The organism is Isoptericola sp. AK164 (genome assembly GCF_029643425.1).
In the GTDB taxonomy this organism is placed as follows: domain Bacteria; phylum Actinomycetota; class Actinomycetes; order Actinomycetales; family Cellulomonadaceae; genus Isoptericola; species Isoptericola haloaureus.
The window spans coordinates 1,526,906-1,542,031 of the sequence record NZ_CP119106.1; the positions used below are offsets into that span (position 1 = coordinate 1,526,906).

Sequence of the window (15,126 nt, forward strand, 5' to 3'; positions counted from 1 at the left end):
GATGAGCGACGAGACCCTGCCCGACGGCGTGTCGAGCGACGGACCGGTCGCCCTGTGGGGCGGCCGGTTCGCCGGGGGGCCCGCCCCCGAGCTGGCACGGCTGAGCAAGTCGACGGACTTCGACTGGGCGCTGGCGCAGTACGACATCCGCGGCTCGCGCGCCCACGCCGAGGTGCTGCACGCCGCGCGTCTGCTGACCGACGACGAGCTGACCGCCATGCACGAGGCGCTGGACCGGCTGTCCGAGGACGTCGCCTCAGGGGTGTTCGTGGCCGCCCCCGAGGACGAGGACGTGCACACGGCCCTCGAGCGCGGCCTGCTGCAGCGGGCCGGCGACGACCTCGGCGGCAAGCTGCGGGCGGGTCGTTCGCGCAACGACCAGATCGCGACGCAGGTGCGCATGTACCTGCGCGACCACGCCCGCGTCATCGCCGAGCAGCTCGTCACGGTCGTCGACGAGCTCATCACGCAGGCCGAGGCCGCCGGCGAGGCCGTCATGCCGGGACGCACCCACCTGCAGCACGCCCAGCCCGTGCTGCTGGCGCACCACCTGCTGGCGCACGCCTGGCCGCTCCTGCGCGACGTCGACCGGCTCATCGACTGGGACGTGCGGGCCGCGCGCTCGCCGTACGGGTCCGGGGCGCTCGCGGGCTCGTCCCTCGGCCTCGACCCGGCCGCCGTCGCCGCCGGGCTCGGGTTCGACGGTCCCGTGGAGAACTCGATCGACGGCACCGCGGCGCGCGACGTCGTGGCCGAGTTCGCGTTCGTGGCGGCGATGATCGGCATCGACCTGTCGAGGATCTCCGAGGAGATCATCCTGTGGAACACCAAGGAGTTCGGGTTCGTCCGCCTGGACGACGCCTGGTCGACCGGGTCGAGCATCATGCCGCAGAAGAAGAACCCGGACATCGCCGAGCTGGCGCGGGGGAAGTCCGGCCGGCTCGTCGGTGACCTGACGGGTCTTCTCACCACGCTCAAGGGCCTGCCGCTGGCGTACAACCGCGACCTGCAGGAGGACAAGGAGCCGGTCTTCGACCAGGTCGGCACCCTGACGGTCCTCCTGCCGGCCTTCGCCGGCATGGTGCGCACGCTGACCTTCGACACCGCACGCATGGCCGAGCTGGCGCCGCAGGGGTTCTCCCTGGCCACGGACGTCGCCGAGTGGCTGGTGCGCGAGGGCGTGCCCTTCCGGGTCGCCCACGAGGTCGCCGGGTCCTGCGTGCGCGTGTGCGAGGAGCGCGGCATCGAGCTGTGGGACCTGTCGGACGACGACCTCGCGGAGATCTCGGAGCACCTGACCCCGGGCGTGCGCGAGGTGCTCTCCGTGCCCGGGTCGGTGGCGTCCCGGGACGCCGTCGGCGGGACCGCACCGGTGCGCGTGGCCGAGCAGCTCGAGGCGGCGAAGGAGCGGGCCACCGAGTTCCGCTTCTGGGCCGAGGGCTGAGTGACCGTCCCCCCGCAGGTGCTCGACGTCGTCGTGCACCGCGTCCACGCCGCCTCCGCGCGGCTGCCCGGGCCGGGTGCGTCGCCGTCGTGGCGACGCACCCGGCTCGTGTGCGTCGACGGACCGGCCGGGTCCGGCAAGACCTCGCTCGCCACCCAGCTCGCGGTCGAGCTGTGCTGCCAGGTCGTGCACCTGGACGACCTGTACGAGGGCTGGGAGGACGGCCCGGACGGCGGTGCCCGGCGGCTCGCCCGACGGGTCCTGGAACCGCTGGCCCGCGGAGGGGCGGGGGAGTACCGCCGCTACGACTGGCCGGCGGGCGCCTGGGCGGAGACGCACCCCGTCGAGCCGGCGCCGTTCCTGGTCGTCGAGGGGTGCGGAGCAGCCGCCCGCAGCGCCGACCCGTGGGCCGCCCTGCGCATCTGGGTCGCCGCCGACGACGACGAGCGTCTGCGCCGGGGACTGGCGCGGGACGGCGAGGAGGCCCGGGAGCACTGGTTGCGCTGGATGGCCGACGAGGCCGAGCATTACGCTGCGGAGCAGACGCGCGAGCGGGCCGACGTCTGGCTGGACGGTGTCGGACGGTTGCGCGGCCCGGACCGGGCGGAGGAGGCGTGATGAGCGAGACGACCCACGAACAGGCCGCCGCGGTCCCGTGGCAGGTGCCCGGCACGTCCTGGTACGCGCGCAGCGTGCACGACGTGGCCCGTGACCTGCTCGGTGCGTACCTCGTGCGGCGACGTCCCGACGGTGACGTCACCCTGCGCATCACCGAGGTCGAGGCGTACGGCGGTGCCGACGACCCCGCCTCCCACGCGTTCCGCGGCCCGACCGCCCGCAACCGCTCGATGTTCGGCCGTCCGGGCAGGCTCTACGTCTACCGGCACCTGGGCCTGCACCACTGCGTCAACATCGTCTGCGGGTCGGTCGGCGACGCGGGTGCCGTGCTGCTGCGTGCCGGCGAGGTCGTGGAGGGCCGAGTGGTGGCACGAGAGCGGCGCGAGGCCGCCGGCCGCTGCGACTCGGAGCGGCAGATCGCCCGCGGGCCCGCCCGGCTCGCCGTGGCGCTCTCGCTCGACCTGCAGGACGACTCGTGCGACGTCACCGAGCCGTCCGGTGCGGTGGCCGTCCAGCTCCCGGTGGACCCGCTGCCCCGCACGATCGCGACGGGACCCCGCGTCGGCGTCGGGGGAGAGGGAGCCGACCCCGCCCGGTTCGGCTGGCGCTCCTGGCTCGTCGACGAGCCCACCGTCTCCTCCTACCGTCCGGTGGCCGGCCGGGTGCGCTGATCGTCGCTTCCGGGCTACCGGGAGTCGACGTCGTCGGTCGAGCGGCGCAGCTCGTTCCGCCACTCGTCGAAGGCGCGGTCGGCCGTGATCTCGCCGGGGCTCCGGGCGAGGACGACCGTGACGACGAGGGCAAGCGTCGACAGCGTGAGGAAGATGATCAGCGGGACGAGGAGCTCGCCGGTCGTGAGTCCGTCCGGAGCGCTCATGCCGTGGTCGGCGTGCCCTTCGACGTTCATCGCGGCCATCCCGGTGTAGTGCATCCCGGAGACGGCGACACCCATCACGACGGCTGCTGCCGCCCCGGCGGCGGTGGTCCGGACGATGAACGCGAGCCAGAGGCCCGCCGATGCCGCCACGACGCCGATCGCGACGGAGAGCGTCACGAGCCACGGGTCGTAGTCGATCGCCACGTCCGTGTGCATGGCGCGCATGCCGAGGTAGTGCATGCTCGACACCCCGAGGCCGGCGACCGTCCCGCCGACGACGACGGCTCCCGTCCGTCCACCGCTGCGGTCCACCATGAACAGGCCGATCGCGACGACGCCGATCGCGAGCACGGCGCTCGCCACGGTCAGCGGGATGTCGTAGCGGATCTCGGCGCCCTCGACCGAGAACCCGAGCATGGCCACGAAGTGCATGACCCAGATGCCGGTGCCCCCGATGGCGACGGCGCCCATCCAGAGCCACCACCGCCGCGCCCGGCCGGTGTAGAGGCGCGCTCGGGCGGTGCAGGACAGCCCTGCGGCGCACCCGAGGCACGAGAGCACGAACGACAGTGCGGGGGTCAGGAGTCCGTACGTGAAATGCTCGATCATCGTGGTCCTCGACGACGGGGGCAGGAAGAAGCATGCAGAGTAATCTTTCTGGCGGCACGGGGCAACGAAGCCGGCGGCGTCGGGCACACTAGGAGGGCGGCCCGCCCGGGCCGCGTCTGCTGACCCGAAGGAGCACCACGGTGACCGACGTTCTCGACGAGCTGCACTGGCGAGGCCTGGTGGCGCAGTCCACCGACGAGGCCGCGCTGCGCGACGCACTCTCGAAGGGGCCGGTCACCTACTACTGCGGGTTCGACCCGACGGCTCCGAGCCTGCACCACGGCCACCTGGTCCAGCTGATCCTGCTGCGGCACCTGCAGCTGGCCGGACACCGCGCGATCGCACTGGTCGGCGGCGCCACCGGCATGATCGGGGATCCGCGCGAGTCCGGAGAGCGGGTCCTCAACACCAAGGAGACCGTCGCGGAGTGGACCGAGAAGATCCGCGCCCAGGTGTCCCGGTTCCTCGACCTGACGGGGGACAACCCCGCCCGCGTCGTGAACAACCTCGACTGGACGTCCGGGCTGTCGGCGATCGACTTCCTCCGGGACGTCGGCAAGCACTACCGGCTCGGCACGATGCTCGCCAAGGACACCGTCGCGCGGCGTCTGCGCAGCGACGAGGGCCTGTCGTTCACGGAGTTCAGCTACCAGATCCTGCAGGGCATCGACTTCCGCGAGCTGTTCCGCCGGTACGACTGCACCCTGCAGACCGGCGGCAACGACCAGTGGGGGAACCTGCTCTCGGGCGTCGAGCTCATCCGCCGCACCGAGGGCGCGGCGGTGCACGCGATGACGACGCCGCTGATCACCAAGGCCGACGGCACGAAGTTCGGCAAGACCGAGGGCGGCGCCGTCTGGCTCGACCCGGAGCTCATGAGCCCGTACGCCTTCTACCAGTTCTGGCTGAACCAGGCCGATGCCGACGTCGTGCGGTTCCTGAAGATCTTCACCTTCCGCACGCGGGAGGAGATCGAGGAGCTCGAGCGTGAGGTCGCCGAGCGGCCCTTCGCCCGCGTGGCCCAGAAGACGCTCGCCACCGACGTGACGACGCTCGTGCACGGACAGGAGGCCACCGACGCGGTCATCGCCGCCAGCCAGGCGCTGTTCGGCCGCGGTGAGCTGACCGAGCTGGACGCCGGCACCCTGGGTGCCGCCACCGCCGAGCTGCCTCGCGCCACGGTCCGACCGGGTGTCAGCGTGCTCGACGCGCTCGTCGAGAGCGGGTTGGTGCCGTCCAAGGCGGCCGGCCGACGGGCGATCGCCGACGGCGGCGCCTACGTCAACAACGTCAAGGTCGGCGGCGACGAGGACGTGCTGCGCGACGAGCACCTGCTGCACGGTCGCTACGCCGTGCTGCGCCGCGGCAAGAAGACCCTCGCGGTCGCCGTCGTGGAGTGACGACATGCCCTCTGACCTGCGCATTTGGTGTGTGGGTCAGAGGGTGTGTAATGTTCTCGTCGTTCGCCCGGCAGGGAGCGACGGACATCAGCCCGGTAGGTCAGGGAAACGGTGGCCGGTCTCGCTGAGCGGACTTCCCACAGACCTCTCGGATCAGGTACAGTTATGTGCCCGGTCAGCTTGAGACGGGTCACCCAGTCGGTTGGATCTCGGATCCACGGTTTGACAGGGCGGATCGGTTCGGGTAAGGTTGAAGGGTTGCCCCGGACGGGGTCGGGACAGAGGTTCCGGTCTTGGATGGTGTGTGTCGGTTGTTTGAGAACTCAACAGTGTGCTTGATAGTCAATGCCAAATTTTGAACCTTCATTGGTTCCTTTGGACTAGATTGGACAGCTAGTTTTGCTAGTTTGTTTGGTCTGGCCAGTATCGATATGGCATCGCCGGCCCGTGGTGGTTGGTGGTGTTTTCTCTCTTTTACGGAGAGTTTGATCCTGGCTCAGGACGAACGCTGGCGGCGTGCTTAACACATGCAAGTCGAACGGTGAAGCCCAGCTTGCTGGGTGGATCAGTGGCGAACGGGTGAGTAACACGTGAGCAACCTGCCCTCCACTTCGGGATAAGCCTTGGAAACGGGGTCTAATACCGGATATGAGCGCCTGCCGCATGGTGGGTGTTGGAAAGTTTTTCGGTGGGGGATGGGCTCGCGGCCTATCAGCTTGTTGGTGGGGTGATGGCCTACCAAGGCTTCGACGGGTAGCCGGCCTGAGAGGGCGACCGGCCACACTGGGACTGAGACACGGCCCAGACTCCTACGGGAGGCAGCAGTGGGGAATATTGCACAATGGGCGAAAGCCTGATGCAGCGACGCCGCGTGAGGGATGACGGCCTTCGGGTTGTAAACCTCTTTCAGCAGGGAAGAAGGCCTTCGGGTGGACGGTACCTGCAGAAGAAGCGCCGGCTAACTACGTGCCAGCAGCCGCGGTAATACGTAGGGCGCAAGCGTTGTCCGGAATTATTGGGCGTAAAGAGCTCGTAGGCGGTTTGTCGCGTCTGGTGTGAAAACCTCAGGCTCAACCTGGGGCGTGCATCGGGTACGGGCAGACTAGAGTGCGGTAGGGGAGACTGGAATTCCTGGTGTAGCGGTGGAATGCGCAGATATCAGGAGGAACACCGATGGCGAAGGCAGGTCTCTGGGCCGCAACTGACGCTGAGGAGCGAAAGCATGGGGAGCGAACAGGATTAGATACCCTGGTAGTCCATGCCGTAAACGTTGGGCACTAGGTGTGGGACTCATTCCACGAGTTCCGTGCCGCAGCTAACGCATTAAGTGCCCCGCCTGGGGAGTACGGCCGCAAGGCTAAAACTCAAAGGAATTGACGGGGGCCCGCACAAGCGGCGGAGCATGCGGATTAATTCGATGCAACGCGAAGAACCTTACCAAGGCTTGACATGCACCGGACGCTGCCAGAGATGGTGGTTCCGCAAGGTCGGTGCACAGGTGGTGCATGGTTGTCGTCAGCTCGTGTCGTGAGATGTTGGGTTAAGTCCCGCAACGAGCGCAACCCTTGTCCTATGTTGCCAGCGGGTTATGCCGGGGACTCATGGGAGACTGCCGGGGTCAACTCGGAGGAAGGCGGGGATGACGTCAAATCATCATGCCCCTTATGTCTTGGGCTTCACGCATGCTACAATGGCCGGTACAGAGGGCTGCGATACCGTAAGGTGGAGCGAATCCCAAAAAGCCGGTCTCAGTTCGGATTGGGGTCTGCAACTCGACCCCATGAAGTCGGAGTCGCTAGTAATCGCAGATCAGCAACGCTGCGGTGAATACGTTCCCGGGCCTTGTACACACCGCCCGTCAAGTCACGAAAGTTGGTAACACCCGAAGCTCACGGCCCAACCGGTTTTCCGGGGGGAGTGGTCGAAGGTGGGACTGGCGATTGGGACTAAGTCGTAACAAGGTAGCCGTACCGGAAGGTGCGGCTGGATCACCTCCTTTCTAAGGAGCACATACCTTCTGCCGGTCGGCCCCTGGGGGGTCGGTCGGGTCGCAGGGGGTCATGTACAGCCGCTGTAGGCGCCGAACGTGCGTCTGGTGGTTGCTCTGGGTGGAACATTGACCGTACGGCCGCCTGCGGGTGGGTCGGATCAGTACACCGCGTGCGGTGCCTCCTTGGGGGGTGCCGGTTCGCGGTCGGAACGTCCGGGCTGCTGGTGGGGGGTCGGTAGAGCACACTGTTGGGTCCTGAGGCAGCCGGCCACGTTGTTGGTCGGGGTCTTTGATGGATACGGGTCGTCGGTCGGTCGCAGACCGTCTTCATGCTGTTGCTGGTGGCGCGAGCTGCTGGTGGGTGTGGGGGTAGGTGCGCATCGTGGGCCGGCGGGTTCGTCCGTTGCTTGAGAACTGCACAGTGGACGCGAGCATCCCAGATGTTCAAGTACATCCCCATCGTCGTTGACGGTGCGGGGTGTGTTTTCTTGGATTTCTGTAGCAATTTTGTAGTGTGTCGAAGTTTTGAAGGGCACATGGTGGATGCCTTGGCACTAGGAGCCGAAGAAGGACGTTGTAGCCTGCGATAAGCCTCGGGGAGCTGGCAAACGAGCTGTGATCCGAGGGTGTCCGAATGGGGGAACCCGGCCGCAGTCATGTGCGGTCACCGACGCCTGAATGTATAGGGCGCCTGGAGGGAACGCCGGGAAGTGAAACATCTCAGTACCGGCAGGAAGAGATATTCCGTGAGTAGTGGCGAGCGAAAGCGGATGAGGCCAAACCGTATGCGTGTCAAGCTGTCAGGCGTTGCGTGTGCGGGGTTGTGGGACCTTCTAGGAGTCTCTGACAGGACTCCGGCCAGTAAGAAAGTCGTGTGATAGTCGAACCGCATTGAAAGGCGGACCGTAGAGGGTGTGAGTCCCGTAGACGAAATCGCGCGGCCTGGTGGAGGGGATCCCAAGTAGCACGGGGCCCGTGAAATCTCGTGTGAATCTGGTAAGACCACTTGCTAAGCCTAAATACTACCTAGTGACCGATAGCGGATCAGTACCGTGAGGGAACGGTGAAAAGTACCCCGGGAGGGGAGTGAAATAGTACCTGAAACCGTGTGCCTACAAGCCGTCGGAGCCTCCTTGGTGGGGGTGACGGCGTGCCTTTTGAAGAATGAGCCTGCGAGTTAGTGCTCGGTGGCGAGGTTAACCCGTGTGGGGAAGCCGTAGCGAAAGCGAGTCCGAACAGGGCGATTGAGTCGCCGGGTCTAGACCCGAAGCGAAGTGATCTAGCCATGGGCAGGTTGAAGCGCCGGTAAGACGGCGTGGAGGACCGAACCCACTTAGGTTGAAAACTGAGGGGATGACCTGTGGTTAGGGGTGAAAGGCCAATCAAACTTCGTGATAGCTGGTTCTCCCCGAAATGCATTTAGGTGCAGCGTCACGCGTTCCTTGCCGGAGGTAGAGCTACTGGATGGCCGATGGGCCCTACCAGGTTACTGACGTCAACCAAACTCCGAATGCCGGCAAGCCAGAGCGTGGCAGTGAGACTGCGGGGGATAAGCTTCGTAGTCGAGAGGGAAACAGCCCAGACCACCGGCTAAGGCCCCTAAGCGTGTGCTCAGTGGGAAAGGATGTGGAGTTGCCCAGACAACCAGGAGGTTGGCTTAGAAGCAGCCACCCTTGAAAGAGTGCGTAATAGCTCACTGGTCAAGTGATTCCGCGCCGACAATGTAGCGGGGCTCAAGTACACCGCCGAAGCCGTGGCGCTCACACAAGCCCAGCAGCGACTTGATCGCTGTTCAGGTGTGTGGGCGGGTAGGGGAGCGTCGTGTGGGCGGTGAAGCCGCGGAGTGATCCAGCGGTGGAGACCACACGAGTGAGAATGCAGGCATGAGTAGCGAAAGACGGGTGAGAAACCCGTCCGCCGAATGACCAAGGGTTCCAGGGCCAGGTTAATCCGCCCTGGGTAAGTCGGGACCTAAGGCGAGGCCGACAGGCGTAGTCGATGGACAAGGAGTTGATATTCTCCTACCGGCGAAGAACCGCCCATACCGAATCCGGTGATGCTAACCACCCCGAACCACCACCGACGTCCTTCGGGACGTCACCGGTGTCTAGGCGTGGGACCCGAACCGGTACTAGGTAAGCGTGTTAACAGGGGTGACGCAGGAAGGTAGCCCGGCGTGGCGATGGTTGACCACGTCCAAGGCCGTAGCCCGTCTCGTAGGCAAATCCGCGAGACACCAAGGGTGAGAGTCGACGGTGACCGCGTATGCGGGAAACGGGTGATCCTCAGCTGCCAAGAAAAGCCTCGACGCGAGGTTCTAGCCGCCCGTACCCCAAACCGACTCAGGTGGTCAGGTAGAGAATACTAAGGCGATCGAGAGAATCGTGGTTAAGGAACTCGGCAAAATGCCCCCGTAACTTCGGGAGAAGGGGGGCCTGATCCGTGAACCCACTTGCTGGGGGAAGCGGTGAGGGCCGCAGAGACCAGGGAGAAGCGACTGTTTACTAAAAACACAGGTCCGTGCGAAGTCGCAAGACGATGTATACGGACTGACGCCTGCCCGGTGCTGGAAGGTTAAGAGGACGGGTCAGCTTCGGCGAAGCCCAGAATTTAAGCCCCAGTAAACGGCGGTGGTAACTATAACCATCCTAAGGTAGCGAAATTCCTTGTCGGGTAAGTTCCGACCTGCACGAATGGCGTAACGACTTCTCCGCTGTCTCGACCACGAACTCGGCGAAATTGCACTACGAGTAAAGATGCTCGTTACGCGCAGCAGGACGGAAAGACCCCGGGACCTTTACTACAGCTTGGTATTGGTGTTCGGTGCGGTTTGTGTAGGATAGGTGGGAGACTATGAAACCGGCGCGCCAGCGCCGGTGGAGTCGCCGTTGAAATACCACTCTGACCGCATCGACCATCTAACCTCGGTCCGTGATCCGGACCAGGGACAGTGCCTGGTGGGTAGTTTAACTGGGGCGGTTGCCTCCCAAAAAGTAACGGAGGCGCTCAAAGGTTCCCTCAGCCTGGTTGGCAATCAGGTGTCGAGTGCAAGTGCACAAGGGAGCTTGACTGTGAGACCGACAGGTCGAGCAGGGACGAAAGTCGGAACTAGTGATCCGGCGGTGGCTCGTGGAAGCGCCGTCGCTCAACGGATAAAAGGTACCCCGGGGATAACAGGCTGATCTTCCCCAAGAGTCCATATCGACGGGATGGTTTGGCACCTCGATGTCGGCTCGTCGCATCCTGGGGCTGGAGTAGGTCCCAAGGGTTGGGCTGTTCGCCCATTAAAGCGGCACGCGAGCTGGGTTTAGAACGTCGTGAGACAGTTCGGTCCCTATCCGCTGCGCGCGCAGGAAACTTGAGAAGGGCTGTCCCTAGTACGAGAGGACCGGGACGGACGAACCTCTGGTATGCCAGTTGTTCCGCCAGGAGCACCGCTGGTTCGCTACGTTCGGGAGGGATAACCGCTGAAAGCATCTAAGCGGGAAGCCTGCTTCAAGATGAGGTTTCCAACAGGCTAGACCTGTGAAGGCACCCAGCTAGACCACTGGGTAGATAGGCCGGAAGTGGAAGACAGGACCAACGACTGTCGCAGCTGACCGGTACTAATCAGCCGACAACTTCAACACACCTACACTGCTTGCTCCGCGTCCACTGTGCGGTTCCCGAGAAACGGGCACCACCCCCACCCCCCCGCCACCCTGCGTGGCACCCCGGGGAAACCCGGTGGGGACCCGACAACTCGATACTGTTACGGCGGTCACAGCGAAGGGGAAACGCCCGGTCCCATACCGAACCCGGAAGCTCAGCCCTTCAGCGCCGATGGTACTGCCCTGGAGACGGGGTGGGAGAGTAGGACGCCGCCGGACACCCTTCACAGCAGGCCCCCAACCCCTCACGGGTTGGGGGCCTGACTGCTCTCTGCACGCGCATCGGGGAACGGTCGGTTCGCACGGCCGGCCGCGACCGTGGGAGAATCGGGCGTTGCCCAGTCATGAGAGGACCACAGTGAACGACACGCCGCGCGGGACGGCCGATTCCGGCGACGGGCGAGAGCCGCGCCGAGGGCCAGCACGTGGAGGATCCCGGGGTGCCGGACGTCCGGGCCAGCCCTCGCGCGACGGGCGTCCCCGTCGAGAGGGGCAGCCTCGCCGTGACGGGCAGTCTCGCCGGGACGGTCGTCCGACCCGAGAGGGTCAGCAGCGACGGACCGGGGACCCGCGTCGGCGGGAGGGGAACCACCCGCACGGCGGGCACCGTGACCGCGCGGACGACCAGCATCGTGGCAACCGGGGTGCGCCGCACGGCGACCGGTCGGCCTCGTCCGACCGTGGCCCGCGCGACCCGGAGCTGCCCGAGGACGTGCACATGCGGGACCTGCACAAGGATGCGCGGGAACGGCTGCGCGGCCTGAGCAAGGAGAACGCCGAGCGGGTCGGTGCACACCTCGTCATGGCCGGACGCCTGCTCGACGCCGACCCCGAGGCGGCCTACGCCCACGCACAGGCCGCCGTCCGGCGCGCCGGACGCGTCGACGTCGTGCGCGAGGCAGCCGGCATCGCCGCCTACCGGACCGGTCGGTTCGCCGAGGCCCTGCGCGAGCTGCGCACCGTGCGACGGCTCAACGGTTCCTCGGAGCACCTGCCGCTCATGGCCGACGCCGAACGCGGGCTGGGCCGCCCGGAGCGTGCCATCGCGCTGGCGGCCTCCGAGGAGGCGCGCACCCTGGACGCCGAGACGCGCACCGAGCTGGCGATCGTCGTCAGCGGAGCTCGCTCCGACCTCGGTGAGCACGACGCCGCACTCGTGGTGCTCGACCGGATCCCGGCCGCCGAACGGAAGGGCGACCTGGGGCTGCGCGTGCTGCAGGCCCGCGCCGTCGCCCTCGAGTCCGCCGGCCGCACGGACGAAGCAGCGACGGTCCTCGCCGGCATCGACCCGGAGGCCCTGCAGCGCGCCGTCGGCGGCGGCGAGATGCCGGCCGACGACGTCGTCGTCTTCGACGCCTACGACGAGTCGGCGGACGAGGGGAACGAGGCGGAGGCCGACGCGTGAGCGCCGGGCTCGCCGCGAGCGAGACGCCGCTGGCCGAGGCCTACGACCTCGCCCTGGTCGACCTGGACGGTGTCGCCTACCAGGGGCACCTGCCCATCGACCACGCGGCGCCGAGCCTGGCGTCGGCGCGGGCGAGCGGCCTCGACCTGCTGTTCGTGACGAACAACGCCTCGCGCGAGCCCGAGGAGGTGGCCGGGCAGCTCAGCAGTCTGGACATCCCGACGGAGGCCGGCGAGGTCATGACGGCCGCGCAGGCGTGCGCCACCCTGTTGCGCACCCGGCTCGAGCCCGGCGCCCGGGTGCTCGTCGTGGGCGGCCGCGGCCTGGTCACGGCGGTGCGCGAGGCCGGCCTCGAGGTCGTCGGCAGCGCCGAGGACGCCCCGGAGGCCGTCGCCCAGGGGTTCGCCCCCGAGCTCGGCTGGAGCGACCTGGCCGAGGCGGCGTACGCCGTGGCCGGCGGCGCCTGGCACGTGGCGAGCAACCGGGACATGTCCCTGCCGACCGCCCGAGGGTTCGCCCCGGGCAACGGCGCGCTCGTCGCCGCCGTGTCGGCGGCGACGGGGATCGAGCCCGACAGCGCCGGCAAGCCGTCGCCCACGATGTACCGCATGGCCGTGGAACGGGCGGGCGCGTCGCGTCCGCTGGTCATCGGCGACCGGCTCGACACCGACCTCGCCGGGGCCCGGGCGGCGGGATACGCCGGGCTGCACGTCCTGACGGGGGTGTCCTCCGCGCGCGACGCCGTGCTGGCCGAGCCGGGCCTGCGCCCGCACTTCGTGGGCGCGGACCTGCGCTCCCTCCTCGTCGCGCACGAGACGCCCGTCCTGGCCGACGGCTGGTGGCGGTGCGCCGACCGGGCTGCGCGCGTCGTCGACGGACGGCTCGAGCTCGACCGGCACGGCCCGGCGGGCCTCGACGTGGTCCGCGCCGCCTGCGCCGCCGCGTGGGACGTGGCGGACGCCGGTGGGCCCGTGGCGGCGGACAGCGTGCCGGAGCTGACCGCCTGAGGCCGACCTCTGTGCGTCGGCGCGGTTCCGCCGCACCGACCAGGTAGCGTTGACCAGGATCGATCGAGGGGAGTGCTATGTCGGACGACGCAGCCGACGTCGGCGAGCAGCCGGCCGGCCGCTCCACCTCTCTGACCCCGCTGGACGGGCTCGAGGACCTGCCGACCGGAGAGCACCCGTCGCGGTTCGAGGCCGTGCACCAGCACCTGCGGGCACGGCTGGACGACCCCGACCACCCCGGGACGGACGGAGCGGGGGACTGATGCCGAACCGTGCCGACTCAGAGCTCGTGCGGCGCGGACTGGCCCGGTCTCGTCGGCAGGCGTCCGCCTTCGTCGCGGCCGGCCGGGTCCGGGTCGGCGACGAGGTCGTCACGAAGTCCTCCGCCGCCGTCGCGCAGGACGCCCCGCTCACCGTCGCCCCCGACCCGGACGACCCCGGGTACGCCTCGCGCGCCGGCGCGAAGCTCGCCGGCGCCCTCGACGCGCTCGCCGCGGACGCGGTCGGGCGCGCGGTGACCGACCGTCTGCCGGGTGCGCACTGCCTCGACCTGGGCGCCTCCACCGGCGGCTTCACCGACGTGCTGCTGCGCCGCGGTGCTGCCGGCGTCGTCGCCGTCGACGTCGGGCACGACCAGCTCGTGGACACGTTGCGCGCCGACGACCGCGTCACGGTCGTCGAGGGCTTCAACGTCCGTGACCTCGGGCCCGCGGACCTGCCTCGGCCTCCCGACGTCGTCGTCGGCGACCTGTCCTTCATCTCGCTGCGCCTCGTCCTGGGCCCCGTCGCGACCTCGGTGCCCACCGGTGCCGACGTCCTGCTGCTGGTCAAGCCGCAGTTCGAGGTCGGGCGCGACCGGCTCGGCAGCGGCGGCGTGGTCCGGGACGCGGCCCTGCACGCGCGGTCCGTCACGGACGTGGTCGTCACGGCGGCGCCGCTCGGCCTCGCGGCCCGCGCGCTCGTGCCCAGCCCGCTGCCCGGACCCAGCGGGAACCGTGAGTACTTCGTCTGGCTGCGGCGTACGCCGGCGGCCGTCCCCGCCGACGGCGACGCCGTTCGGTCCGTCGCCGACCGTGCGGCCGCCTGGCTGCCGGACGGTCAGCTGCCGCCGGTCCTCGCCCTGGGCGGGCCCGGCACCGGAGGTGAGAGATGACGCGCCGCGTCCTGATCGTGACCCACGGCGGGCGGCCCCGTGCCGTGGCCGCGATGTCCGAGGCGGTCTCCGAGCTCGAGTCCGCAGGGTTCGAGGTCACGCTGCACGACGACGACCTCGCCGAGACCTTCGGCGACCGGATCTCCTCGGTGCGCCTGCGCGAGGGCGTCGCCGAGTCCGAGGTCGTCATGGTCCTCGGCGGTGACGGCACGATCCTGCGCGCGGCCGAGCTGACGCACGGGACCGAGGTGCCCCTGCTGGGCGTGAACCTGGGGCACGTCGGGTTCCTGGCCGAGTCCGAGCGGGAGAACCTGCACGACGCCGTGCGCCGGCTGGCGGCCCACGACTACGTTGTCGAGGAGCGCCGGGTGGTGGACGTCGTCGTCCACCGTCCCGGGGAGGACGAGCCGGTGACCGGCTGGGCGCTCAACGAGGCCACCATCGAGAAGGGCGACCGCGAGCGCATGCTCGAGGTCGGCATCGCCGTGGACGGCCGGCCGCTGAGCTCCTTCGGGTGCGACGGCGTCCTCGTCTCGACCGCGACGGGGTCGACGGCGCACGCCTTCAGCGCCGGCGGACCGGTGATGTGGCCGGACGTCGACGCCGTGCTGCTCGTCCCGCTGTCGGCGCACGCGCTGTTCTCGCGGCCCCTGGTCATCAGCCCGCGCTCGGAGTACGTCGTGGAGGTGCTGGAGCGCAGCCCGATCCCCGGGGTGCTGACCTGCGACGGGCGCCGCAGCATCGACCTGCCGCCCGGCTCCCGCGTGCACGTCCGCAGCGGCGCCGTGCCGCTGCGGTTCGCTCGGCTGATGCCGGCGCCGTTCACCGACCGGCTCGTGTCCAAGTTCAACCTGCCCGTCGTCGGCTGGCGGCAGGCCGCCGACGGTGCGGCACGGCGGTCCGTGCCCACGGAACCGGGTCCGTCCGAGGACTCCGCCCCGGGCCCGACCCCGGTCCAGAAGGAGGTGTGAGG

At 68.3% G+C, this 15,126-nt stretch carries 10 protein-coding genes and 3 rRNA genes; 12 read left to right on the plus strand and 1 reads right to left on the minus strand.

Annotated features, from left to right (window positions below; genetic code table 11):
• Window position 1: 1 nt before the first annotated feature.
• From argH to PO879_RS07015, 3 genes are read left to right on the plus strand one after another with little or no spacing between them, the layout of a single operon-like run.
• Window positions 2-1,444, plus strand: a complete 1,443-nt coding sequence (argH, locus tag PO879_RS07005; RefSeq protein WP_278237196.1) for an argininosuccinate lyase — start codon at window positions 2-4, stop codon at window positions 1,442-1,444.
• Window positions 1,445-2,062: an AAA family ATPase gene (locus tag PO879_RS07010; RefSeq protein WP_278237197.1), complete on the plus strand. Its 618-nt coding sequence runs from the start codon at window positions 1,445-1,447 to the stop codon at window positions 2,060-2,062.
• Window positions 2,062-2,733, plus strand: coding sequence for a DNA-3-methyladenine glycosylase (locus tag PO879_RS07015; RefSeq protein ID WP_278237198.1), 672 nt, complete (start codon window positions 2,062-2,064; stop codon window positions 2,731-2,733). Before PO879_RS07010 ends, PO879_RS07015 begins: the two co-directional genes overlap by 1 nt.
• Window positions 2,734-2,747: 14 nt before the next feature.
• Here the strand turns inward: PO879_RS07015 and PO879_RS07020 are convergent, their stop codons facing one another.
• Window positions 2,748-3,548: an MHYT domain-containing protein gene (locus PO879_RS07020; protein WP_278237199.1), complete on the minus strand. Its 801-nt coding sequence runs from the start codon at window positions 3,546-3,548 to the stop codon at window positions 2,748-2,750.
• Window positions 3,549-3,688: 140 nt separating this feature from the next.
• Here PO879_RS07020 and tyrS point away from each other — a divergent pair, with 140 nt between their 5' ends.
• From tyrS to PO879_RS07065, 9 genes are all read left to right on the plus strand, one after another.
• Window positions 3,689-4,948 carry a tyrosine--tRNA ligase gene (gene tyrS, locus PO879_RS07025; protein WP_278237200.1) on the plus strand — a complete coding sequence of 420 codons (1,260 nt, stop codon included), beginning with the start codon at window positions 3,689-3,691 and terminating at the stop codon, window positions 4,946-4,948.
• A gap of 473 nt (window positions 4,949-5,421) precedes the next feature.
• A 16S ribosomal RNA gene (locus PO879_RS07030) occupies window positions 5,422-6,947 on the plus strand.
• A gap of 507 nt (window positions 6,948-7,454) precedes the next feature.
• Window positions 7,455-10,567: ribosomal RNA gene (locus PO879_RS07035) — 23S ribosomal RNA — on the plus strand.
• 123 nt (window positions 10,568-10,690) lie between these two features.
• A 5S ribosomal RNA gene (gene rrf / locus PO879_RS07040) occupies window positions 10,691-10,807 on the plus strand.
• The 16S, 23S and 5S rRNA genes sit together here, the layout of an rRNA operon.
• Window positions 10,808-11,306: 499 nt before the next feature.
• Window positions 11,307-11,993: a hypothetical protein gene (locus tag PO879_RS07045; protein ID WP_278237201.1), complete on the plus strand. Its 687-nt coding sequence runs from the start codon at window positions 11,307-11,309 to the stop codon at window positions 11,991-11,993.
• Entirely contained in the window at window positions 11,990-13,000 is a 1,011-nt protein-coding gene (locus PO879_RS07050; RefSeq protein ID WP_278237202.1) for an HAD-IIA family hydrolase, read from the plus strand. The genes PO879_RS07045 and PO879_RS07050 overlap by 4 nt, the downstream gene beginning before the upstream one ends.
• A gap of 77 nt (window positions 13,001-13,077) precedes the next feature.
• Window positions 13,078-13,263: a hypothetical protein gene (locus tag PO879_RS07055; RefSeq protein ID WP_278237203.1), complete on the plus strand. Its 186-nt coding sequence runs from the start codon at window positions 13,078-13,080 to the stop codon at window positions 13,261-13,263.
• Complete coding sequence (locus PO879_RS07060; protein ID WP_278237204.1) at window positions 13,263-14,153, plus strand: TlyA family RNA methyltransferase; 891 nt, start codon at window positions 13,263-13,265, stop codon at window positions 14,151-14,153. Before PO879_RS07055 ends, PO879_RS07060 begins: the two co-directional genes overlap by 1 nt.
• On the plus strand, window positions 14,150-15,124 hold the full coding sequence (locus PO879_RS07065) for an NAD kinase (RefSeq protein WP_278237205.1): 975 nt from the start codon (window positions 14,150-14,152) through the stop codon (window positions 15,122-15,124). The genes PO879_RS07060 and PO879_RS07065 overlap by 4 nt, the downstream gene beginning before the upstream one ends.
• The last annotated feature ends 2 nt before the right edge of the window (window positions 15,125-15,126 follow it).